The sequence below is a fragment of the Candidatus Nitrosopumilus sp. genome (assembly GCF_965263415.1).
Classification (GTDB): Archaea; Thermoproteota; Nitrososphaeria; order Nitrososphaerales; family Nitrosopumilaceae; genus Nitrosopumilus.
In genome coordinates this window covers 79,348-102,089 of record NZ_OZ253671.1, presented here as the reverse complement: position 1 = coordinate 102,089, position 22,742 = coordinate 79,348, and the positions used below count along the sequence as shown (strand labels likewise).

The 22,742-nt window shown below is 34.5% G+C and carries 28 protein-coding genes; 16 read left to right on the top strand and 12 right to left on the bottom strand.

Annotation, left to right across the window (positions count from 1 at the left end):
* The first annotated feature begins 179 nt into the window (after positions 1-179).
* The 3 genes from ACQY22_RS01170 to ACQY22_RS01160 are packed head-to-tail and all read left to right on the top strand — an operon-like array spanning position 180 to position 930.
* Positions 180-434, top strand: coding sequence for a hypothetical protein (locus tag ACQY22_RS01170; RefSeq protein ID WP_428324741.1), 255 nt, complete (start codon positions 180-182; stop codon positions 432-434).
* 27 nt (positions 435-461) lie between these two features.
* The gene (locus ACQY22_RS01165) at positions 462-656 is read left to right on the top strand and encodes a hypothetical protein (protein WP_428324740.1); all 195 of its coding nucleotides are present in this window, start codon (positions 462-464) and stop codon (positions 654-656) included.
* A 40-nt stretch (positions 657-696) separates the two neighbouring features.
* Complete coding sequence (locus ACQY22_RS01160; RefSeq protein ID WP_428324739.1) at positions 697-930, top strand: hypothetical protein; 234 nt, start codon at positions 697-699, stop codon at positions 928-930.
* Between the two features lie 21 nt (positions 931-951).
* Here the strand turns inward: ACQY22_RS01160 and ACQY22_RS01155 are convergent, their stop codons facing one another.
* Complete coding sequence (locus ACQY22_RS01155; protein WP_428324738.1) at positions 952-1,140, bottom strand: hypothetical protein; 189 nt, start codon at positions 1,138-1,140, stop codon at positions 952-954.
* A 168-nt stretch (positions 1,141-1,308) separates the two neighbouring features.
* Between ACQY22_RS01155 and ACQY22_RS01150 the strand changes: the two genes are divergently transcribed.
* Complete coding sequence (locus tag ACQY22_RS01150; protein WP_428324737.1) at positions 1,309-3,945, top strand: DEAD/DEAH box helicase; 2,637 nt, start codon at positions 1,309-1,311, stop codon at positions 3,943-3,945.
* A gap of 8 nt (positions 3,946-3,953) precedes the next feature.
* The gene (locus ACQY22_RS01145) at positions 3,954-4,133 is read left to right on the top strand and encodes a hypothetical protein (RefSeq protein ID WP_428324736.1); all 180 of its coding nucleotides are present in this window, start codon (positions 3,954-3,956) and stop codon (positions 4,131-4,133) included.
* Positions 4,134-4,153: 20 nt separating this feature from the next.
* Here ACQY22_RS01145 and ACQY22_RS01140 read toward each other — a convergent pair whose 3' ends face one another.
* Entirely contained in the window at positions 4,154-5,755 is a 1,602-nt protein-coding gene (locus ACQY22_RS01140; RefSeq protein WP_428324735.1) for an ABC transporter substrate-binding protein, read from the bottom strand.
* Between the two features lie 127 nt (positions 5,756-5,882).
* Between ACQY22_RS01140 and ACQY22_RS01135 the strand changes: the two genes are divergently transcribed.
* The 5 genes from ACQY22_RS01135 to ACQY22_RS01115 are packed head-to-tail and all read left to right on the top strand — an operon-like array spanning position 5,883 to position 7,366.
* Positions 5,883-6,023 carry a hypothetical protein gene (locus tag ACQY22_RS01135; protein WP_428324734.1) on the top strand — a complete coding sequence of 47 codons (141 nt, stop codon included), beginning with the start codon at positions 5,883-5,885 and terminating at the stop codon, positions 6,021-6,023.
* A 24-nt stretch (positions 6,024-6,047) separates the two neighbouring features.
* Positions 6,048-6,239, top strand: coding sequence for a hypothetical protein (locus ACQY22_RS01130; protein WP_428324733.1), 192 nt, complete (start codon positions 6,048-6,050; stop codon positions 6,237-6,239).
* Positions 6,232-6,543, top strand: a complete 312-nt coding sequence (locus ACQY22_RS01125) for a hypothetical protein (protein ID WP_428324732.1) — start codon at positions 6,232-6,234, stop codon at positions 6,541-6,543. Before ACQY22_RS01130 ends, ACQY22_RS01125 begins: the two co-directional genes overlap by 8 nt.
* Positions 6,544-6,575: 32 nt before the next feature.
* The gene (locus ACQY22_RS01120) at positions 6,576-7,094 is read left to right on the top strand and encodes a hypothetical protein (RefSeq protein WP_428324731.1); all 519 of its coding nucleotides are present in this window, start codon (positions 6,576-6,578) and stop codon (positions 7,092-7,094) included.
* 38 nt (positions 7,095-7,132) lie between these two features.
* Entirely contained in the window at positions 7,133-7,366 is a 234-nt protein-coding gene (locus ACQY22_RS01115) for a hypothetical protein (RefSeq protein ID WP_428324730.1), read from the top strand.
* Positions 7,367-7,376: 10 nt separating this feature from the next.
* Here ACQY22_RS01115 and ACQY22_RS01110 read toward each other — a convergent pair whose 3' ends face one another.
* The 5 genes from ACQY22_RS01110 to alaS form a co-directional block, all read right to left on the bottom strand.
* On the bottom strand, positions 7,377-7,682 hold the full coding sequence (locus ACQY22_RS01110) for a hypothetical protein (protein ID WP_428324729.1): 306 nt from the start codon (positions 7,680-7,682) through the stop codon (positions 7,377-7,379).
* A gap of 114 nt (positions 7,683-7,796) precedes the next feature.
* Positions 7,797-8,369, bottom strand: a complete 573-nt coding sequence (locus ACQY22_RS01105) for a hypothetical protein (RefSeq protein WP_428324728.1) — start codon at positions 8,367-8,369, stop codon at positions 7,797-7,799.
* Between the two features lie 74 nt (positions 8,370-8,443).
* On the bottom strand, positions 8,444-9,097 hold the full coding sequence (locus ACQY22_RS01100) for a uracil-DNA glycosylase (protein ID WP_428324727.1): 654 nt from the start codon (positions 9,095-9,097) through the stop codon (positions 8,444-8,446).
* 8 nt (positions 9,098-9,105) lie between these two features.
* The gene (gene leuS, locus ACQY22_RS01095) at positions 9,106-11,973 is read right to left on the bottom strand and encodes a leucine--tRNA ligase (protein ID WP_428324726.1); all 2,868 of its coding nucleotides are present in this window, start codon (positions 11,971-11,973) and stop codon (positions 9,106-9,108) included.
* 4 nt (positions 11,974-11,977) lie between these two features.
* Complete coding sequence (alaS, locus tag ACQY22_RS01090) at positions 11,978-14,647, bottom strand: alanine--tRNA ligase (protein ID WP_428324725.1); 2,670 nt, start codon at positions 14,645-14,647, stop codon at positions 11,978-11,980.
* An 89-nt stretch (positions 14,648-14,736) separates the two neighbouring features.
* Between alaS and ACQY22_RS01085 the strand changes: the two genes are divergently transcribed.
* Together ACQY22_RS01085 and ACQY22_RS01080 are read left to right on the top strand one after the other, a co-directional pair.
* Positions 14,737-15,687, top strand: a complete 951-nt coding sequence (locus tag ACQY22_RS01085; RefSeq protein ID WP_428324724.1) for an MDR/zinc-dependent alcohol dehydrogenase-like family protein — start codon at positions 14,737-14,739, stop codon at positions 15,685-15,687.
* Positions 15,688-15,731: 44 nt separating this feature from the next.
* On the top strand, positions 15,732-16,124 hold the full coding sequence (locus ACQY22_RS01080; protein ID WP_428324723.1) for a DUF6659 family protein: 393 nt from the start codon (positions 15,732-15,734) through the stop codon (positions 16,122-16,124).
* Here the strand turns inward: ACQY22_RS01080 and ACQY22_RS01075 are convergent.
* Together ACQY22_RS01075 and ACQY22_RS01070 are read right to left on the bottom strand one after the other, a co-directional pair.
* Entirely contained in the window at positions 16,121-17,353 is a 1,233-nt protein-coding gene (locus ACQY22_RS01075) for a PQQ-dependent sugar dehydrogenase (RefSeq protein WP_428324722.1), read from the bottom strand. The genes ACQY22_RS01080 and ACQY22_RS01075 overlap by 4 nt on opposite strands.
* A gap of 51 nt (positions 17,354-17,404) precedes the next feature.
* Positions 17,405-18,925 (bottom strand): porin PorA family protein, encoded by a 1,521-nt coding sequence (locus ACQY22_RS01070; RefSeq protein ID WP_428324721.1) that lies wholly within the window; start codon positions 18,923-18,925, stop codon positions 17,405-17,407.
* 79 nt (positions 18,926-19,004) lie between these two features.
* On the opposite strand from ACQY22_RS01070, the gene ACQY22_RS01065 reads away from it, so the two are divergent.
* The 4 genes from ACQY22_RS01065 (at position 19,005) to ACQY22_RS01050 (ending at position 21,082) form a co-directional block, all read left to right on the top strand.
* A complete protein-coding gene (locus ACQY22_RS01065; RefSeq protein WP_428324720.1) occupies positions 19,005-19,514 on the top strand; it encodes a hypothetical protein in 510 nt (169 codons plus the stop codon).
* Between the two features lie 50 nt (positions 19,515-19,564).
* Positions 19,565-19,882: a 50S ribosomal protein P1 gene (gene rpl12p, locus ACQY22_RS01060; RefSeq protein ID WP_048069067.1), complete on the top strand. Its 318-nt coding sequence runs from the start codon at positions 19,565-19,567 to the stop codon at positions 19,880-19,882.
* A gap of 82 nt (positions 19,883-19,964) precedes the next feature.
* Positions 19,965-20,597 carry a trimeric intracellular cation channel family protein gene (locus tag ACQY22_RS01055; protein WP_428324719.1) on the top strand — a complete coding sequence of 211 codons (633 nt, stop codon included), beginning with the start codon at positions 19,965-19,967 and terminating at the stop codon, positions 20,595-20,597.
* 107 nt (positions 20,598-20,704) lie between these two features.
* Positions 20,705-21,082 (top strand): response regulator transcription factor, encoded by a 378-nt coding sequence (locus tag ACQY22_RS01050; RefSeq protein WP_428324718.1) that lies wholly within the window; start codon positions 20,705-20,707, stop codon positions 21,080-21,082.
* Positions 21,083-21,092: 10 nt separating this feature from the next.
* Here ACQY22_RS01050 and ACQY22_RS01045 read toward each other — a convergent pair whose 3' ends face one another.
* The 3 genes from ACQY22_RS01045 to ACQY22_RS01035 form a co-directional block, all read right to left on the bottom strand.
* Entirely contained in the window at positions 21,093-22,004 is a 912-nt protein-coding gene (locus tag ACQY22_RS01045; protein ID WP_428324717.1) for a hypothetical protein, read from the bottom strand.
* An 87-nt stretch (positions 22,005-22,091) separates the two neighbouring features.
* A complete protein-coding gene (locus ACQY22_RS01040) occupies positions 22,092-22,307 on the bottom strand; it encodes a hypothetical protein (RefSeq protein ID WP_428324716.1) in 216 nt (71 codons plus the stop codon).
* Positions 22,304-22,741, bottom strand: coding sequence for a hypothetical protein (locus ACQY22_RS01035; RefSeq protein WP_428324715.1), 438 nt, complete (start codon positions 22,739-22,741; stop codon positions 22,304-22,306). The genes ACQY22_RS01040 and ACQY22_RS01035 overlap by 4 nt, the downstream gene beginning before the upstream one ends.
* Between the last annotated feature and the right edge of the window lies 1 nt (position 22,742).

Sequence of the window (22,742 nt, the reverse complement as noted above, 5' to 3'; positions counted from 1 at the left end):
TACCAACCCTCACAACTTTGATGTAATTGGTTGTTAATCCTAAACCCTAAATTCTATGATAAAGTAAATTATTCATTGAGTTACAGAACTGCAGTTTTTTCTAAAAAAGAACTTGGTATAATTATTGGAGTGTCTACCATAGTGTCCATAATACTCTATGTGACTTATATCTCAGGACGATGAGACCAATAATTCCTCTATCAATTGTATCTATAATTGCAATAATTGTTGGAATAATGGGTATCTCAAACTATGACGTGTATGTTGCTGAACGTGATCAAAGAAATCTGCAACTTGCAGTTGATGACTGCAAAAAGTTATTCCCACTAGGGACTGATCAAGAAGACTGTATTACAAAATCTCTTGATGTATTTGGAACAGAATATCAAAAAGAACAATGGAATCAAAGAGACCTTTCTTCCATAAACCCTTAATTTGATAATTGTTCAGAATTTTGTGATTTGTCTTTTGAAAAGAATGTAGCAGCGTTACAAGAAGCATTGAATGATACTAATTCTAGAATCAAAAAATTAGAAGAACATAAAGAATCCGAGTCAAAAAAGTCTGATTTTAATTCAGAAACTCTACGACGATTAGAAAAAAACCTAGAGAATTTGCGTAAAAAACGTGATCTCATTCTATCTGAATTGAAATAACTCCAATACGCTTAATTTGAGAAATATTTCTAGACAAATCATGCCTCTTTACTGTAAACAATGTGAAGAAAGACGTTATCCGATATACAATTCTAATGACAAGGGAACCTTGTGGCTGTGTAACAAGTGTCAAAATTACACTGATTCTGAAGATGTAATTATTCGTGAGCAGACCCAAGAAGAAAGAGATGAAATCAAGGTTAAAGCAGAAGAGTTTGAGAGAACTAGCAAGTTTTCAGGCGAAAAACTTTCTCGAAGAAAAGGTGTAAACTAGAAAAAAAGAATAGGAGTATTCCTAAAATTCTATGACTGAACCTGCTGAAATTGTGAATTTTTGATTCTGTTGCTCTCCATGGACATCATACCATGCAATGTTGAGATTTACTTTGTTTCTGAGTGCAGACTCTATTGTAATGTGACTTGCCTGTCTTAGTCTGTCTTGAATTGGTTTTTCTATAATAGTTTCTTCTTTTGTATTTTTCATGAATCACTTTTTGCAATTGTAATTTAGCAGCAAGAGTGAAAATTAATTTTTGATCGCAGGATCTATTTTGACAACTACAAACTACTAATGAATAATTGAATCAAATTTGATCTCATGTAAACTCTAAACTTATCATATCTTCATTAAAGACCCTATCCGAATTCATTTATGAAATTTTGCTCTAAATGTGATACTAAACTTACTCAAAACTTTGAAGATGTTGGTGGACCTGGAATTTGTCCAAAATGTAATCCTGAGTTGATTGTTACAAAAAGACCAACTTATGGAATGAACTATTCTGGAAAGACAAAACCTTGTTCCAAAGGATGTGGATCTAAGATCTATTGGGATGAGAAATTCAAATCAGATAGCGGCAAGTTCATTCCTATTGACTCTAGAACTGATGAGCCACATAGATGCGATGGACCTATTGAATCAGAATACTTCCCTGATGAAATAAAACAAGTAAAGAAAAAAGAGGTTTCTCCAAAACAAACCATTCCAATCCCCCAAGAGATTCTTTTTGATATTACAAAAATTCCAGAATCCCTAATTGATGAGGATTTGATAATTCGTGAGATAGTTAAGGGACATGAAGAAGAATCCTTGGGAATAGTTCACTATGAAAACATGGTCTCTCCAGAGCCTCAAAAGATACCTATTTCGAGCCTAAATGAAGTACTATCTGAATCAATTCTCAAAGGAATTGTAAAGTATGGTTTTACTGGATTGCTTTCATTCCAAGAAGAATCAATCCGTTCAATCTTGGATGGAAAAAATTCTATAATCTCTGCTCCCACTGGCTCCGGAAAGACTGAAGCATTTACCATTCCAATATTAGAAAAAATCTCACAACAAAAAGAACCTGGAGTCTTTGCAATGTTTGTTTATCCACTTAATGCACTAATTGATGATCAGGTATCAAAAATATCAAAACTAATCGATAACTGTGGATTAAAAAATTCAGTAGATGTCTATTCCATTCATGGTGGTCAGAGCTCAGAATACAAAAACATGATAATTGCAGATGCTGCCAAAAAATCCTTAATCATTGCAACAAACTTTGATTTTATCAATTATCATTTGATCTTACAAGACAAAAAATGGAATGAATTATTCAAGAACGCAAAAATTATAGTTATGGATGAGGCACATTCTTACACCAGTTTTCATGGCTCTAATGTGTATCATGTTCTAAAAAGAATGAAGAGGTACATGGGAGATGTACAGTTTGTTGGATCTTCAGCTACTCTTGATAATTCTCAAGACTTTTTCTCAAACATGTTTGATTTGCCTGCAGAATCTTTTTCATTTATCAAAAGCAAAACCCGAAGAAAAAGAAACATGCACATGTTGTTTGTCATGCCGCGCAAGTTTGGACAGAGAACAACAATGGAGATGCTAACATCAATATGCTACAAGAATCATTCCACACAACTAATCTTTAGTAATTCTCATAATGATTCAGAATTCATTGCATCAAATGTAGAAACTGCAAATGATGGAATACGAATCCAAATTCATAGAGGTGGTTTGGACCAAAATAATAGAAAACTATACGAGGCTCAAATGAAGGCAGGGGAACTTGATGCTCTCTCTTGTACCCCTACTTTGGAGCTAGGAATCGATATTGGACACGTTGATGTGGTGATTTCTGCCTTCAAAAATGAATATGATTCCTTTGTTCAGAGAATTGGACGTGCAGGGAGAATGGGTCAGAAATCATATGCAATTTGCGTGCTTGATCCTGATGATGCAGCATGTCACTATTTTGCACGCCATATTGAAGAGTATCTATCACAAGATCATGTCATTCCAATTAATAAGAAAAATTCGATAATCTCAGACAAACATGCTGAATCAATAGAAATTGAAGCAGAATCATCTGAAAACTCTGACAAATCTCAGTTCTTTGATTTTGCAAACAGCATTAATCTTCGTGGAGCATCAGGCGAGATTGCAATTTATCTAAACTCTAAAAAGATTGGAACCCGTGGTGTTCCTGTTGGATATTATCAATTACATCAAAATGCAATTTATCATTTCAACAAACAAAACTATGAGGTAATCTCTTTGAGAAAGTCTCAAAATGGTGCTAGAGCTTATCTGAAAAGATCTTATGAATATCAGAAAAGAACAATTCCAATTGTTAGAACATCAATTCTTCAGACATCTGAAAGAAATGCCATACACAAAGAAATTACTAAAAATAATAAAATACTACAATTACGTTATGGCATAATTGAGCTTAGCAGAACCATTACAGGATATCTTAAAGGAAACTATAATGATTCAACAGAAAATTTCCATACATTTAATGGAAGTACGGTTCCCTCTTGGCGGAACTTTAACTGGAAGTCAAAACACTCTTCAGTAAGTATTGTAATTCCTTCAGAGTTTGTAATGTCTGGTGATTCGTCTAAAAATCAGATTGCATCTGATTCTAGAATTCATACGATTTGTCATGTCATGATTAATGCTGCAAAAATTATCACAAAATCTGAATCAAATGATATAGATGTATACTATGAGAATGGGATAATCTATCTTTATGATAATTCCTCGGATGGATTCAATGGATGCAGTAAGATAATCTATGAAGATTTTGATAAAATACTTGAGACGTGTTATTCCTTGTTACGTGATTGTGACTGCCCGGTTGATTCTGCGCAGAAAAAGGCATTTTCTGAGGGTGAAAAATGGGGAGGGTGCCCAAAATGCACATTTACTACCATTTACTGCCAGACAAAAAACAAGGAACTATCCAAAAAAGATGCAATAGATTTTTTTGCTGTATTTGTTTAGTAATAATTATGGGATTCAAAGATTTGTTTGTTGGTGGAAATGAGGGAAATGTTCCAATCAAGGTACAATGTTCTGGATGCCAGAGAATTACCGTGGTCAAGATTCCATCTGACAAGGACTTTTCAAAATGGAATGCAAAGTCAAGCTGTGGTCAATGTGGTGCTACTAACTGCTGGCAAAAAGTCTAGATTATAAAAATAAAAAAAGATTAGTTTGCAGGAACTGCAATACCTCTATCTATCATCTTCAGTGCAGTATCTGCTTTGAGACACATTGCTACACCATTTGATGCTTTCATGACAAGGCTGTATCCTTCACGACATTCTACCTCTGATGCATCAACACCAGCTGCAATCTGAATTCGTGGAGAAATCCATGCTAATTGCATATCTTTTGCCTTTTCAATGAATTCTTCTCTAAGTTGTTGTTTCTCTTCATCAGTCATCTCTGCTGCTCTTTCACGAAGTTCTGCTTTGAAGGCTTTCATCTCTGCAATTCTATCATGAATCATAGATTTTCTTTCATCAGAGACGTCGTGCTTCATTTTTTTCATATGTTCTTTGAACTTCATTTTTAATTCAGAATGTTTCTTATCAAGATCTCCATGTTTTTCACGGTATTTTTTCTTGATTTCATCCATTCTTTCATCTGAGATATCATATTTTGTCATAATCATTGCTTTGAGATGTTTTGATTTTTCTGAAAGTTTCATGTCATGATGTCTGTCCATCATAGAACATTGCATAGTAGAATCATCATCCATCATAGGGCAACTCATAGTTCCATCATCTGCTTTATGACAATCACATTCCATGTTAGCATGCATTCTGTCTTTCATCGAATCATGATGTTTTTCTTTGTAGTCTGCTTTTTCCTCAGGAGTCATAGAACACCAATTAGAAATTCTATCAAGTTTTGCTACATCTGTAATTTCTGCAGCACGGTCTGATTCAGACATTGTACATAGTTTATCATAATCCATATGATGTTTTTTGTCATGCATTTTTTCTTTCATGTGTGCTTTGTATGTCTCTAAATTGTCTTTGATGAAGGTTTTTCGTTCATCTTCGTCTGCTTCACAGTATGTGTTCATCTTTGTTTGATGTTCTTCTGTTTTATCATGCTTGACAATGTATGCTGCTTTGTCTTCATCAGACATTGCACAATAGTTCTCCAGTTTTTCTCTAAAGTCTACTGCATGATCTCTTTTGTAATCAACTGCATATTTTTTGATGGCAGTTTTGATTTCACCTTTGTAATTTTCCAAAAGATCCTCTACTGCATCTCTTTCATCTTCTGACATTTCACAATAGTTTGTTAGTCTGTCTCTGAATTGTTCAAGTATGGGACGGTCTGCAAATAGTTTGCGTTTATCCTCATCAGTAGCTGCACAGAATCTGTCAAGTAAATCACCAAGATCTACATGTTCAGGAAAATGCTCTCTAACAAGATCATCAATTGCATCATCTCTTTCATCTTCTGACATTTCACAATAGTTTGTTAGTCTGTCTTCAAACTGTGCAATTCTTGGATGGTCTGCAAACAACTGACGTTTTTCCTCATCAGTCATATCACAGAAATATTCTAGTCTATCATCAAGATCTACATGCTTGTCGTCTCTGTCGTCGTCATGAACTTCTTTTAGATCATCATAATCTTCGTCTCGATCATCATCATGTTCTTCAATTGAAGTATCATCCATATGGTCCTCATCCATATCATCATCTACTTGTGCAAATGCAGGTCCTGCAGATACACCAAGCACTAGAATCATGGATAAAACAACGCTTAGACGTTGTGTACTTTTCATTGAAATTTTTTAGAGTATTTGATATAAAGAGATGCGTATCTTTGTAGAGGATCTTTTATTATCTATGAACAATTTTTCAAGGTTTTGGTGCCTAAATCCTTAAGTTCAAAATTATTCTTAATACTTTATGCCCTGTCTACGTTGTGATGGGAAAGGAAAAGTACGAAACGAGTTTGGTATGTGGGAAAAATGTGAATCTTGCCAGAAAAAAGAGATGAGCTTTGAGAGTGTAAATCCTGAACCTGACGTTAATGAAGAAGGAATTTAATCAGATTAAATTTGTGTGAGAATTATGGATAACTTAGATAATGCAAAACATAATCATCAGAAAAATAAATCAGACATTGTAAATTTGGTAAAACAAATGTTTGCCCAAAACAAATGGGGAGATGAAGAATATCGGCAAGCTTTACAAGAACTAGTAAAAAAAGACGAAAAATTGGTTGCTGAAGTTACACGAATTATCAAAGAGAGACATGGATGAGAAAAAAATTAAACAAGAAGATTGTCATGAAGATAATCTTGGTCAAGGAGTTCTTACATTAACTAACAAAAGAATTGCATTTGATAAAACCAGATCCAGAATAATGGATTTTTCAAAGCATATGGGTGAGACAATACTGGATATCCCATTATCTGATATTACTCATACTTGGCGTGAAGGATTATTGATGAAAAAGGCATGTATTTCTGCTAGAACTAGTGATGGCGAGAAGACCTACAAGTTTGGAGTGTTTAATGTGGGCGGTTGGGTTGATTCTATCCAAGATGCAATTGATGATCAATAATCTTAAGTTGACAATTTTTCCTAGTATGAATAATGGTTGATGCAAAATTTTCATGGTATGGGAACTTTTATGGAATTGCTTGGAGAACCCATGCAGGAAATCCAATTGCAGTTCCATTATTTGTAAAACAAGATGAATCTCAAAAAATCGCAGATATTGTCAAAACATGGAAGCCAAAAGACATCCATCTTACATTCATTGAAAAAGATGATGGTAATTATGCTATCTGTATTTACCAAGAGGCTGATTCAGGTGAAAATATTGGACTTTATCGTTCTGGTATGAGTCAAACAGGAACCTATGGCAAAATAAAACAGATGATTGAAAAAAAATCTTCAATGTGGAATCCTTTACGTGCATATATTCAGATTGTATATGCTGCTGATCCTGCTGATTCTAAAACCTATCAAAACATGACTGACTATATCATAATTGGTAGATTGGAGATTATTTCAGAAGCTGCTCTAAAATCTAAAAAATTTACAATAGAGAAAGATGCACATACTACACTTGGTGGATATGATGTAGAAAATACCACTGATGAGAATTAGCTCTAGTCTTTATCTTGTAAATTTTTGATATTTGGTTTATGGCTGAAATCTGTGAGAGATGTAATAAATCCGTAGATGAAACTGCTAGATATGACAAACATGAGGTAGACAAGCTACTTTGCTTTGCATGCATTTCAGAGCTTGATGAGTATTATTCTGTAACTTGTGCTAAATGTGGCAAGCCTGCTCATCTAAGGGGAAATTTAATTGAATATGAGAATGAAAAGATTTGTCCTGTATGTATGGATGAAATAAGAATAAAAGAAAATTAAAAAGAAAAATTTAGTTTGTTGGGTTCATCAACGCTGCTCTTTCTTTGACCTTCTGATCAACTAGTGCACTGACATAGTCACCTGGTTCACCTTGGCATGTACCGATGTTTACTGCATAACCATCTAGGGTTTGTCCTATACAACCATCATTAGTAATTGCAACTATCTTGACAGTTTCTAGGGTTTCAGCAGGTGCAACATAGAACATTAGATATGCTAGTAGTGCAAGTCCAATCACTGCAAGGATTCCGCCTACAATAAAATATGATTTGTAATCCTTTGATTTTTTTGTTTGTTTATTTGGTATTGCTGACATGTGTTATGTTACGCGTTTTTCTAATTTGATTGGTTTTGTAGTTTCGTGAAATTTGGAAATTGTACTATTAATTTAAATTTCTGATTCACGTAATTATGTACACAATTTTTTCGCCTATCTTGATCTTGCTTTTTTTGACGACTTTTCGCTGAAATTATTAAAACTGTCTTTGCTTGTATCTGAGGCAATACTTGAGAAGCCATAGTCTAATGTGTAAATAATTGCAGATTCTGGAATGAGGTTGATTATAGAGAAGAATCCTGATGTGTTTAACTTGGTCTTGACATTAACTATGGTTCCTTGATTTGGAGTACCATCAAATCCCCATATCTCATGTAATTCTGTTGAAATGACAGTTCCTTTTAGTTCTCCATCTAGAATCTTTAGGAGATGTTTATCGTCTGAATTTTTGTATAATACTTGTGGGTTTAATGAAACTCCATTCATCTTTAGATTTAGTTTGAAGATATTCTCATTTTCTGTTTGTTTTATTGGTTCTATGCTTTTGATGCTTTTTGGAAAGATCTGTTTTATGCTCTGAAAATCTTTGAAATATTTGTCAATTGAACTCTTGTCTACGTCAATTACTTTGACAAAGTCAACTGTTCTTTCTGCAAAAGCCGTTGGAGTTATGGATGTGAATAGTAGAACTATTACTACAATACTAACATTTTGCATCCTGACCATATCTAATGATTTGAGATTAGATTTTAGTACATAAGGGGCACTGATAATTTATCCATAAATTTTTGATTCGAGTTTTATGATACAAATTTTTTTGCACGTTTGAATACTGCATGCCAATCCTTCCACAACAATCTCCCTGTCTGTGTATTTTGCTTTGATGGGTGATATGACGTGATCACTTTGATTGAATCGTATTGGAATAATTGATTATGTCCAAATTTTTCTGGTTTCACATCTAAAAGATTGCAGGTGGCATCATATGCTATTTTTCCAAGACATAGTATTGTTGTGACGTTACTTAGTATTTGGAACTCTTGCTCTAGGAATGAAAAGCAGTTTTGCATCTCTTCTTTTGTTGGCTTGTTTTGGGGTGGAGCACATCTAACTGCGGCTGTAATGTATGCATTATTCAGAGTTAATCCATCATCATTGGTTTGAGAAGTTGGAATTGAGGCAAATCCTGTCTTGTTCATCACTTTAGCTACCCAATCCCCTGAGGAATCTCCTGTAAACATTCTGCCTGTTCTATTTCCACCATGAGCAGCTGGAGCTAGACCTACAATGAGTAATTTGGCCTTGATGTCTCCAAATCCTGATAGTGGTCTACCATAATATGGTTCATCTTTGAATCGTCTAACTTTGTTTTTGGCAACCTCTCTGATGTATGTGGATAATCTTGGACATTTTTGACATGATTTTATTTTTTTGTTGAGACTTTCTATTTTCATTTTAATTTTTATTCAATCAATATTGCTGGTTTGAATGGTCTTGCATGTCTAGCTTTACCCTTAGGATCATAGATATTGTCATCTGATTCTGAATAAACTTCAATATTTACGCCAAACTCTTTTTGCCCTATACTACTCAATTCAGATTTCAAAAATTCTTTTTCATTGAATGATTCAGATTCAAGCTTCATCTTCTTAATATCTTCTGACTCTGAATGTAAATCCTTGATTGTTTTCTGAACAAAGTCTGGCATCTTTTTGGCATCAGTTGTATTTGGATCTGCAATAAGTTCCTTCATTACAACTCCCATGTTATTTTGACCACCTACCATGATACTGAGCATCTTGCGATAGATTTTGGATTTTACTTCATCTGAATTTACATAGATTACAATCTTTTTTGGAGTCATTTTTGTAACTTTGAGAATATTTGCAATATCGTCTATTGTACTTTTGAGCAACTCTTCAGATTGGATTGATACTGCATCAACTTTGTCTGCTGAATATTCAGGCCACTGTGATTTTGAAACTAGTTCAGAGTTTCCAAGATTTTGCCACATCTCTTCAGCAACATGTGGTGCAAATGGAGACAACATTGCAACTCGAGCTGAATTGATTTGATGTAAAATTCCTGAAACATCATCACGTCCTTTGGCCCCAATTCTCTTTTGATACCAACTCAAATCTGTCTCAAATGTAAACAAGATATCATGTAGTGCTTCACGCAATCTCATTTTTTCAACAGCTTCTGTAATTTCAACAATCTTGCTTTGAGTTTTAGATAGAATCCATCTGTCTTCAGCCTGTAATTCCACAATTTCACCTTTTTTAAGGCTAGAACAGGTCTCTAAAAGCGATTCAAGTTTGCTTTGAATGCCTGAAACTGATTCCATGTTAAAGTCGGCATCTTGAAGTAATTCTGCTGATGAAATTATAGCCAACCTAATTGGGTCTGCACCATGATTTTTGATTGCAGCTCGCAATGGAATGATGTTTCCCATACTCTTTGACATTTTAGCTCCATCCATCATTACGCTACCATTAACAACAATCTCTTGTGGCCACAAATTCTTCTCAAAGATTGCAACATGATTCAAAACAAAAAATGACAAGTGATTTTGTACCAAATCACGACCTGAGTGACGTGAATCAACTGGATAAAAGTATGTAAATTCTTTTTTCATTGCGTTGATTATCTCTTCAGAAAGCTTTGATGTACTTGCAGCTAGTGAAACATCTCCTTTATCAAGTAATACATAGTCAAAGAATTCTTTTGTAAGATTTTCAGGTGAAACAGTTCCATCATTTACAAATCGTGACAATGTATAGTATGCCATGTATATGACACTATCAGAAAGTGATTCTACAATCCAGTCATTATCCCATGGAAGTTTAGTTCCTAATCCTTGTTGTCTTGCACAAGCTCTCTCATGCAACCAATCAACTACTTCAACAAACTCTGTCTTGATGTTATTTGGCAAGATATTCATCTCATCTAAACAATTGCGAGCTAATTCTTTCCATTCTTCATCGCCATAATTCAAGAACCATTGATTATTCAATATTTTAACAACACATTCAGCTCCGCAACGACATCTTACTGGTGCATTCTCTAAAACTGGGAATTTTTCTAAATGATTATTTTCTTGCAGCCAAACTCGAATTTTGTCTCGTCCAAACTGTACCTTTTCTCCATTGAATTGTGAGCACTTGTCGTTCAGTTTCCCATCTGTGAACTCTTTGAGGTATAATTCCTTGGTTGCTTCCTCTAATTTGTCATCAGATTGATCAGAAACTCCCATCTTTTCACAAATTTCTTTGGCTGGAATAGTTCCGTAACCTTGGGTTACAATAATTGGAATAGGCTCTATTTTTGAGGCTAATTCGTGATTTGCAGCCTTCAAATCCATCAATGCCTGATAGTCTTTTGGTGCATGTGCTGGCACGGACATTACCAACCCTGTGCCCATGCTAGGCTCTACAAATTCAGCAGGCAATACTGGAATCTCTCGTCCATCATGATTAATAGAAGTCTTGCCGATGATTTCAGATCCTGGAATCTCACCTGTTATCTCTACTTTTTTCTCAAAGAATGAAATCTTTTTTGCACATTCTTCAGACACAATCCACTCTTCTCCATCAACTGAAACTTTTTTGTAAACAGTATTTGGATTGACCCAAAGATTCGTTATACCAAAGATAGTTTCAGGTCTTAGTGTAGTAATTGGAAATATAGAATCCCCTAACTTGAATTTAATCAAGAAATTCTTGTCATCAATTTTTGGTTCAACATCGCCCATTGTATCATGTTGTGATACTGGGTTTTGATCAACAGGACACCAACCTACTGGGTGAGAACCTTGAATGATTCTACCCTTTTCTTTTAATGTGCTGATTTGCCATTCGATAAATCTTTGATAACCTGGAACGATAGTAGTAAATTCTCGTCTCCAGTCAATGGAATACCCCATCTCGATCATTCCAGATTTTATCTCTTCATGAAAGTAATCGGCAATCTTTATTGGTTCAACAAATGATTTTATTGCATCTTCAGGAACATGATAGATATTTCTCAAACCATCTAGAATCTCTTTTTCTCCAGCTTTAATTCTTCTTGCCATTCCAAGTACTGGCGTTCCAGTATAATGGAATCCCATTGGAAACAAAACATTGTATCCTTTCATTCTGTAAAATCTTGCATGAACATCAGCTAGTGTGTATGTTCTACCATGTCCAATGTGTTGTGGTGAATTTGGATATGGATAAGCTACTGTAATGAATTTTTTTGGTTTATCATTTGGATTTGTTTCAAAATCTTTGTTTTCTTGCCACCTGTTTCTCCACTTTGTTTCAATATCCGTCCAGTTAATCGTCATTATATCACCCAAGAATCATAGATTTTGCTTTTGCTATTGCCTTGTCTTTTTTAGATGTGTCTTTTCCTCCACCTTGAGCAAATTTGGCATCTCCTCCACCTGAACCTCCCAAAATTGAGGCTATTTCCTTTACAATCTCGCCTGCATTTACGCCTGATTGTTCCCCTGAGAAGACCATAACTCGAATTGTTGGACCAGCTTCAAAGATTCCACAAAATGCAGCAGTTTGGTCCTTACCAACTAGTTTCTTTCCAAAGTTTTGATGGAAATAATCATCATAATCTGAACTTGCTGTAAAACATAACTTTCCTTTGGTATTGATTTCATCTGATTCTACATTTTCTCCAGCTAGAACCTTTTCTAACAATACAGGAATTTTCTCTCTCGCTTTGGCTTTGTTCTCTTCACGTTGTTTTTCTAGTTGTTCTTTAGCTATTGCTTCTTCAGCTTTATGTTTACTTTCAACTTCTTGTTGTTTCTCATACTCAAATGCATTAGGACCTGATACAAACTCTAAACGAACCACACCATCTTGAATACGTTTAGTCTTTGTAATTTTGATTAGTTCAATGTCTCCAGTTTTTTTGACATGTGTTCCACCACAAGCTTCAATGTCTTTATCTTCAATTGATACAATTCTTACAGACTTTACTGGAACAACACCTCCCTGGTAAATTCTAAATCCATACTTTTGTTCTGCTGTTCCTCTATCGTAATAATTGATACTTACTGGATAGTTTTTCTTTATCATATCATTTGCCTCATCTTCAATTTTTTGTACTTCGTCATTACTTAGGGAAGAGTGATGTGTAATGTCTAGTCTGGCGTGATCATCATCCTTAAAAGCTGAATGCTGCCAAATCCATGAACCCAATACTTTGCGTGATGATGCATTGATGATGTGAGTACTAGTGTGATTCTTTGTAATGTTGGAACGACGTGTTTCATCAACTTTACAATTAACTGTCTCTCCTTCTTTTGGAACTCCGCCTTCTAACTGATGAATAATAATGTCTGCATGTTTATCGACATTGACCACTTTGAATCCTGCAATGCTGCCAAAGTCTGGCTCTTGACCTCCACCTCGTGCGTAAAATGAGGTTCTATCAAGCACAACCATGTCATCAATTACTTTGAGTACTTTGGCATCAAACTCCATTGGGTCATCTTGATAAAACAGAGTTTCAGTCTCTGACAATTCTTCTAGTGGAAGTTCTGTCATTGCCTTTTTCTTGTCTGATTGGTGCAAATCAGATAGTTTAGAATAAAATGATGATGGGATTTCAGAAATTGCATCAACTTCTTTGAGATATTCAGGTGTGATACCGTCAGATTCGTAATATGTGATTAATTCATCAACTGATGGTGCTCCTTTCTCTTTGATCTTGTCTGCCTTTTTCTTCATGTGAACTTTGGACTCTTCGTATCTTGAAGATTCTAGTTTGAGTATTGACTTTACATCATCACGTTTCTCATCCAATTCAGGATATGTGTTTTTGAGATAGTCAACATGCAAGTCAATCAAGTCATCAATGTTGAGTTTCAAGTTTAGTTTTGATATGGTTGCATTGATTCTTCGCAACATCATTCTCAAGTTGTATCCTCCACCAACATTACTTGGCAAAGCTCCATCAGTAATTGCAAATATCAGTGTTCTCAAATGATCTGCAATTAGATACATTCCTTCTAGTGGAGTGATCATCTTTTTCATTTGAACATCTGTGATTCCTGCATTCTTTACTGCAAGACGTCTTACTTGGTTAAGATCATCGTAATGATCAATCTCTTTTGCAATTTCTGTAAAGTACTTGCGTAGAATTTCTGAGTCTGGATCAATTCCAATAGTATCAAATAATTTTTCATTAATAGGACCAAAACAACAGTCATACGCAGTAGGTGTGCCCATAGTAATCCATGCAAATCTCTCAAGACCTGCACCCATGTCAATTACTCTTTGATCAAGTGTTGTATGCTGTCCTAACTCACCTTGAAATTCAGTAAAAACTGCGTTTCCAAGCTCCAACCCTCGTACAAAGTATTCCAATGATGGACCAAATGAACCTCCACCTGCCCATACATCTTCAACAAAGACTACTTCGTCTTTATTTATTCCAAACTGTTCTGTTAACAATCTATAATCCAAATCAACACATTCATCCTTCCAATATCCTCCCAAATCAGGAACACTGTGTTGCCCTATCATACAAAATGATGAAAAATGTCTGCCAGTTACACCGACGTTTTCTAAATCTTTGAATCTTAAACATGTCTGTGGAACTACAAGAGGATTTGCAGGAAACTCAAAAACCACCTTGCTGCCCATTACTCTTTGAAAGTCAACAACTGATGCAATTGTAAAGTACAAGTCATCACGCCAACGACATACCACCGGATATCTACTAACCGAAGTGTGATTATTTTTCACAAAAAACTCTTCAACTTGTTTCCATGATTGAGTGTAATCGAACCTCTTTGATGTTGGTGGCTCACCAATGAAAGAATAGGTATCTAATCCATCATCAGGACACAAGTCTCTGTCTGCATTTAGAGTCCAAAAGAATCTACCACACTTGGAACATGATTTTCTAACAAATCCTTGTTCAGAGAATAATTTGACATTATAGTATTTCTCAGGATCTGCTGAAAATTCTTTTAGAATCTCTTTTTTGTCCAATGTTGATGCCTGCCATATTCCAATATTAAGAACTGTCGATTAATGACTCATCTCTATATTTTAAAATGGAATGAATGATAATCAATTCCATGAAAGCCACATCTTTTGATGGAAAGCAAATGAAATATGATGAAAATTATCCAGATCCAAAACCTGATGAGTCCTTGGTGAGAGTTAGTCTTGCTGGAATATGTGGAACTGACTTGGAGATTCTAGATGGATATATGGCATACAATGGTGTATTAGGTCATGAGTTTGTTGGCGTGGTAGAAAAATCCGAAAATCCTGATTTGATTGGAAAAAGAGTTGTAGGTGAAATTAATGCAGGATGTAACAACTGTGATTCTTGTAAAAATGGAATGCAAAGACACTGTCCAAACAGAACAGTACTGGGTATTTTGAAAAGAGATGGTGCATTTGCTGAATTTTTGTCATTACCCAAAGAGAATTTACATGTACTTCCTGATTCAATTACCGACGAGCAGGCAGTATTTGTAGAACCCTTAGCAGCTGCATTTGAAATCAAAGAGCAAATACCTCTAAACCCTGATTGGAAAATAGCAGTTGTAGGTGATGGAAGACTGGCACAGATGATATGTCAAGTTTTGAAATTATCTTGTCCTAATGTAACATGCTTTGGAAGGCATGAAACTAAATTATCCCATTTAGAAAAATTTGAGATTCTAACTAAAATTGGAATAGTTAATTCTGATTTACAATCTTATGACTTGGTTGTAGAAGCTACTGGAAGCAATTCTGGATTTGATGATACTATGAAACTAATCAAACCACGTGGAACTGTGATACTAAAATCAACAATTGCATCACGGGAAAACCTTGACTTGACTCCAACTGTAGTAAATGAAATTACTTTGGTTGGTTCTCGTTGTGGATTATTCAAACCCGCAATTAATGCTCTTGCAACTGGAATTGTATCTGTTGACTCTATGATAGATTCTACTTTTCCTTTAGAAAAGATTTCTGATGCTATACAATATGCCAAAAAACCTGACACTCTCAAAGTATTCTTAAAGCCCTAACTTGAATTGGGTTTCATTAAATATAGAAAAATGTGATAGAACTCATGGCAGGAGAGTTTTCCCTTGACGATATCAAAAAAAGAATAGATAACATTTTGACTGATCCTGAAATTAGGTTCTGTGGATTAATTGATCCTAAAGGAGAATTGATTGCAGGTGGCTTTGATAGTAGTATTGTCCCACTCCTAAATGACAAACAGAGAAGGCAATTGTATCAAGAATTAGCACATAGAGTTGCTAATCGACAAGGATTTGACGCAGATCTTGGTAGGGTAAAATATTCTGCGTCTAGAAGAGAAAACGCAGTTATGTTGAGTTTTCCATTTGGTAAATACATTGTTTTGGTGATGGCAAACCCTGGAATCAACATAGATAGATTTGCCTGGGATGTTCTAAACAAATTGGGTAGAGATTGGTCTGAATTTGATAGTCTTTAATTTTGAGAAATTGTCCCTCTCTCAACTAGATAGAAATGAGCATTAATTGATTCTTCTTTTGAAATATCTCCTTTCATGTACCATTCTGATATGTTTTGTATCCATGGATTGTTATCATAGTTGTACATTGGTGAAATTCTCAAAATTTTATCATCATAAAGATTTGGGTTGCCTCTTCCATCTTGATTGCTTGTCATAAAATATAATCCATCTGGACCATTTACAACATCTCTAATCCTTCCAAACTCTCCAGAAAACAATTCTCCATGAAATAGTACATTGTAATTTTCATCAAATTCTATGATGTGGATGTGTTGTCCTTTTAGTGCTGCAACAAAATATTTTCCATCAAACATTGGCATGTCTTCTCCATAGTAAAATGTAGAACCTGATGGAGCCCAAGTTTCATCACCTGAATGCAAAATTGGATTTATTACATCCTCTAATGTTTCATCTCCAATTATATCTGGCCATCCATAGTTTGCACCTGATACTATCAAATTGATTTCATCATGTGCAACTCCACGCCATCCAGAAGGCCCGTGTTCTGTTGCAATCAAATTTCCATACTTATCCCATGCAATTCCTTGTGGATTACGATGTCCAATGGAATAAACTGCTGAACCAAATGGATTGTCTTCTGGAATTGTTCCATCTGAATTGATTCTCAAGATTTTTCCTGCAACTGAATTCAAGTTTTGTGACAGATCTGGTTCTGTTGCATCTCCTGTTGTAACATACAACATTCCATCTGGTCCGAATTTTATTCTGCCTCCATCATGATATGGTGCCCCTGGAATCCCTTCCAGCAAAACTTTTTCATCTGTTAACATGTTGTTTGTTTCAACATATTGTACTAGTCGATTCTTGATTCCAAGTAGTTCGTTGTAAGTATAGTAAACATAGATGAAATTATTTTCTTCAAATTCAGGATCCAGAGCAATTCCTAACATTCCCCCTTCTCCTCCTCCTACACCTAATGACATGATCTGACTTACTTGTTTATCTTCAATCACACTTACCATGCCTGATCTTTCCGTAAAGAAAATTCTCCCATCTGGAGCAAAGTCAATTCCCCATGGAACTTTTAGATTGTCTGTCACTACCTCAACTTTTACACCAATCTCTGGAAAAGATTCTGCATGTGCACTTGTACCACTAAATAAAATAATTGCAGAAACTACAAAGATGATGTTTCTCATACCATACATGTATCTCTTATTGTACATTAAGCATTCATGTTTGTTATACCATAAATAATAAAAAATAATTCACAATTATTATGTATCTTCTTGATTTCTTGGCAGATTTATTATGAATGTGGTTGGGTTGTTTTTAACTGAAATAGTTCCTTTATGTTGATCTATGATGCTCTTACAACTTGCAAGCCCCAATCCCGTACCTTCTTGCTTTGTAGTATATAGTGGTTCAAAGATTTTTTCAAGCGATTCCTCTGGTATGGGTTCGCCAGTATTGCTAATCTCTATTTTAATTAATTTATGCTCACGTTTTGTATCGATTTTTATTTTTCCCTTTTCAGGAGTTATTGCATAGATTGCATTTGTTATGATATTGATTATTACAATCTCAATTAAATGATAATCACATATTATCTCGTCATCTGTTGTGTTTTTTTCAATTGTTATGTTTTCTGGAATTTTTATACTGCTTTCTGCAGACTCGATTATTTTTGATACTGGTATTTTTGTTAGGTTTAGAGGTTTTTGTTGTACATAATCCAACACATTGTTTACTTGATGGCTTATCCTCTGTATGGATTCCGTAATTGAGCCAGCATATTTTTGGAATTTCTCTGAAATCTCAGGATTGTTATTCAGAATATCTGTAGTCATTTGGATAACTGACAGTGGGTTTCGTATGTCATGTGCAAGACGTGATGCAAGGTGTCCTATTGTGGTAATCTTTTCAGTTTTTTGCATCTCCTCTAACTGCTCTATGATGATTTGTCCTCTTTCTCTGGATTTGTTAATGTACATTATCGTAAAAAATACTGATACAAAAACTAGAACTAAAAATACTGGAACAACGAAATCATAGATGAAAAATAATTGTTTTGTATCTAGTGCTGATTGTAACAGTGTGCTCTCTGAAAACTCTGTAGTCTCTGATTCTCCTTGCTCTACTGAAATATATTCTCCATTTCTAATTACATAAAGGTCCCATGAAATTGTAAATTCTACAGTTTTACCTGTTACTGGTTCTATGCTAGTTACGCATGTTTGATCTCCATATACAATCTCTGGCAAAAATTTTTCATATGCATGAGAAAAATCATCTCTCATACTTTGACATGAAAACTTGTAAAGCTCTACATTGTTTGTATCTTTTACTCCTTCAAAGACAAACATAGCTGGTACTCCCATATTTGGGTGAAATAGAACATAATTTTGTTTTTGAACATTTGGTGGGAATTTGAAATACCATTGATTATTGTCCGCATGTTTTCCTGTGTTGACATCAACAAAATATGTATTCTCATTCTCACCTATTGTTTCACTGGTAATGACATTTGTGACAACATAAGATGATTCTATCTCCAAAATATTTCCATTTTGTTTTATAACTTCATTTTTTGCAAAATCATTTGAGATAATTGGTTCTGATAATTCAGTTCCTATACTTCCTGCATATCTAACCTCTCCAATATGCTGTTGAACAGTCTCAAATGTTGTAGGACTATTTTTCAGCATTTGTGTCGCAACTAGTGTCCAACTACCGATAACTATGACTGCTATTATTGAAAAAATAATCAAACCCCATGGTTTTTTGTCCTTCTTCATCAATGCCTTCTTTTTTTTAAACCGTATAAATTGAATCCTTTTTGATACCCATAAATACAGAATATCTCTCAATGTATTCATGTTTAGCAGAAAACCTCAACTCAAAGAAGGTGTTCATGTATTTTCTGTAAGAGATAATGGTGATTTTAAAGACTTTATTTTTGCAACAGTTACAGGTGTTGAAGGTAGAAAAGTAGGAATTAGTGGAGTTATTGTAAATCCAGTTGGCCTCAAAAATAAAGTAGAGCAAGGAAAGACTGGAGAACGTTCAATGGAAATATTGCAGAATCCCACTCCTGATAATGTTGTTTTGGCTCTAGTGTATAGAATTGAACATGAAAACTTTGCAGATGTGTTGGATCTTGATCAAGATAAATGTGATCTTATTCCACCAAAAGTCTATACTATGCTAGATGGATGGATTCGAGAATCTCTGCCCGAATTTATCAATACAGTCTTGTCTTTACCACCAGGTGCAGAACGTGATGAGGCAAAACGTGTGCTCAAAAATAGAATGGATACTTTGATTGATAAAAATCTCAAACGAACACTTTATTCTGTATGCAGAAGTCTTAAAATTCTAAATTAGGCACAAGTTCACAGTAGTTTTATATTATCGAGCATGAAAATCCCGATACAATGGAATATGTTTACGCTGCTTTACTTCTTCACAAGCTAGAAAAAGAAGTTAACGAGGCAAACGTCAGCTCAGTTGTCAAAGCATCTGGTGCTGAGGTTAATGAAGCCCAAGTTAAAGCACTAGTTGCAGCCTTGGCCGATGTTAACATCGATGAGGCAGTTAAAGCCGCACCTGTAGCCGTTGCAGCAGCAGCCGCACCAGCAGCAGAGGGCGGAGATGCAGCAGCCGGTGGTGAAGCAAAGAAAGAGGAAAAACCTAAAGAAGAAGGTAAAACCGAAGAAGCAGCCATGGAAGGATTATCTTCATTATTTGGCTAAACGAGTTTACTTTTCTCAAAACCTATTTTTGATCTCTATTTTTATCAATTCTTAATTACCAATATCTCGGTGTCTGCATTGAATGGTAGATTTTTCTTTTGAACTTGGATCCTTTATTGCCATTTTGGATTATTTGGGAACAATCGCATTTGCAGTAACTGGAGCTTCAAAAGCAATTGCACATAGAGCTGATATTTTTGGAATTATTGTTTTGGCAACTGTAGTTGGAGTTGCAGGTGGAATAACTCGTGATGTAACATTTGGGCGATTTCCTAATGCATTTTCTGATCCAATCTATATTGGATTAACTGTAGTAGTTGGAATTACAATGTTCTTTTTGTATAGAAAACTCCAAAAACGAATGGGTACTTGGTTAGTCTTTGATGCAGTTGGACTAGGTGTTTTTTCAATTCTTGGAGCTTCTATTGCACACCAAGTAGTTGGTTTAGAATTTCTACCTATGTTATTAGCTGGAGTAATCACTGCAATTGGTGGTGGAATACTTCGAGACGTGTTTGTCAGAGAAATCCCTATTGTATTTGTAAAGGAAGTGTATGCCGTAGCAAGTGTAATTGGAATTGTGATATTTTATGTAATACTTTCATCTGGTATAGATATTCAAATTGCTTCAATTGTTGGCATATCTATAACCACTACAATTAGGTTACTTGCAATGAAATACAATTGGAATCTGCCTAAAGCCAAAGAATCTTGAATTAATATATTCCCAAAATAGCCTCATTTTTTAAAATTATTCTTTTACAATTTAATTATTTTTTCCATGTTCCACACATTTTTAAGTAAATTTCAATCTGCAAAATTATGACAATAAGAGCTTTGGTTGTTGATGATGATCAAAATGTATTGAATACTTTTGTAGATTTATTAGAAATATGCAAAATCAATGTTGCAGGAACTGCAAAAAATGGCAAAGAAGCTATAGAACAATTTAAAAAAATAAACCCCGATTTAGTATTTTTGGATATCATGATGCCTGAATTTGATGGCCGTTATGCATTAAGAGAAATTAGAACTGTTCATCAAGACATACCTGTAGTCATGATTTCTGGTGGAGATGATGATGCAATTGACCCATTATTAGAATTCAATCCATCTGCTGTGCTTCATAAACCATTTCGAATGAGTACATTGCTGGAACTTTTAAAAAATGAATTAAAATTAGAACTTGATTCTGATTAAAAAAGAAAAATTATTGGGATTGCACCCATTCGTAGATGAATTTTACTTGCTCCATCAGAATTGCATTTACTTGAATTATTTTTTCTTCTAATTCTTCAATTGTCTCTAGAAGCATTTGATTTTCTTCTTCAAGTTCTGCAATTCTTTGCTCTAGTCTAACAATTTGTTCGCTATCTGTAGGATGTGATTCTGGATATTCATACTCTTCAAAATCATATTCTCTGTAGTCATATTTTGGATTGCCTGCTGCATCATATTCTCTGTAGTCATCTTCATAGTAGTAATCCTCACCATGTTCTTCATACTCATATTTCTCAAAGAATGATATCACCCGTTTTGCTTCTTCTTGACTCAAGTCAGTTTCAGAAACAATTAATTCTACTAGTTGATCAATTTCTCCAGCTTCCCAAAGTCTTTGGATTTTCTCCATTGACACTAGTTCCATAATTCTGTCAACTAGTGGTTCAATTGATCTCCATTCAGGATCATCTTCATAAAACTCATCTTCGTCTCTTTCATATTCCTCATAATCTTGCATTGTTTGTTCGTCAAGATGACGTAATTCATTTTCAAATGTTTCATCTATCTTTTCTAATTGTTTCATCATCTCTGATTCCAAAGATTGCTCTTTTTTCTCAAATTCTAAAAACAATTCATAAAACATTGCATCAATTTCTGAATAACTAAGATCTGGACTGTTATCTATTTTTTCATAAACCTCCTCCTTTAGTATTTCATATTGTTTGTCTAACTCTTCGAACTTTTCTTGAAATTGCTTGTCGATTTGATGTCTCTTTTCCTCAAATTCATCTTCTAGTTGTTCGTATTTGGCATCCCACTTATCATATTCTGCCATTGCTGGTGTAGTTAATCCTACAATCAAAATGGCAAATAGTCCAAGTATCGGAAGTATTTTTTGCATTAGTATGATGAATGAATTTTTACATTTAAAGGAAAATATGTTATGTATAGTAACAGTTATCAATCAAAAACAAAATTTGTGTCTGAATCATATCTTGAGTTTCCCTGATTCTAATCCTTTTTTTACAATATCTATTAGTTCTTCAATGGTACAAATTCGTAGTGATTCAGGTAAAGATTCTACATCAAATGACTGAAACTTGCCAATTTTCTTTCGTACTAACATTTTGACAATTCCTGGAACATCATCTTCAAATTTTTTACTAATGTGCTCTAGAATTTCATTCACTTCCTTTTTCTTCATCTTCTGCCACACTTCTTACATTTGTAATGCCCTATATCAGACGCATGTTCTCCTGGCTCTTCTACTCTCTCTTCTGAGATAAATTCAAAATCTTCTGACCCACATGATTCACATTTTCTTGGATTGTATTCTAAATCTTCAAATTCTTTTTTACGTTCTAGATATTCTTCTTTTAATATTCTTTCTTCAATGTATTGTTTCTCTAGAATTCTTAATGCTTCATCATTTTGTGTTCGTTCTTCTTCATTAATTGGATCGATTCTTCTGTAATTTAATACAGAATCTTTCTGCAATGATGTTTGTTTTTTTCCATACCAAATAATGCCTATTACTAGTCCTGAACCTATAATCAATCCATATGGAAAAGGCAAAATTATCTGAATCAAGAAAAAAATAATGACTGCCACAACTATGGCAGAGAACATTAGTTTCATA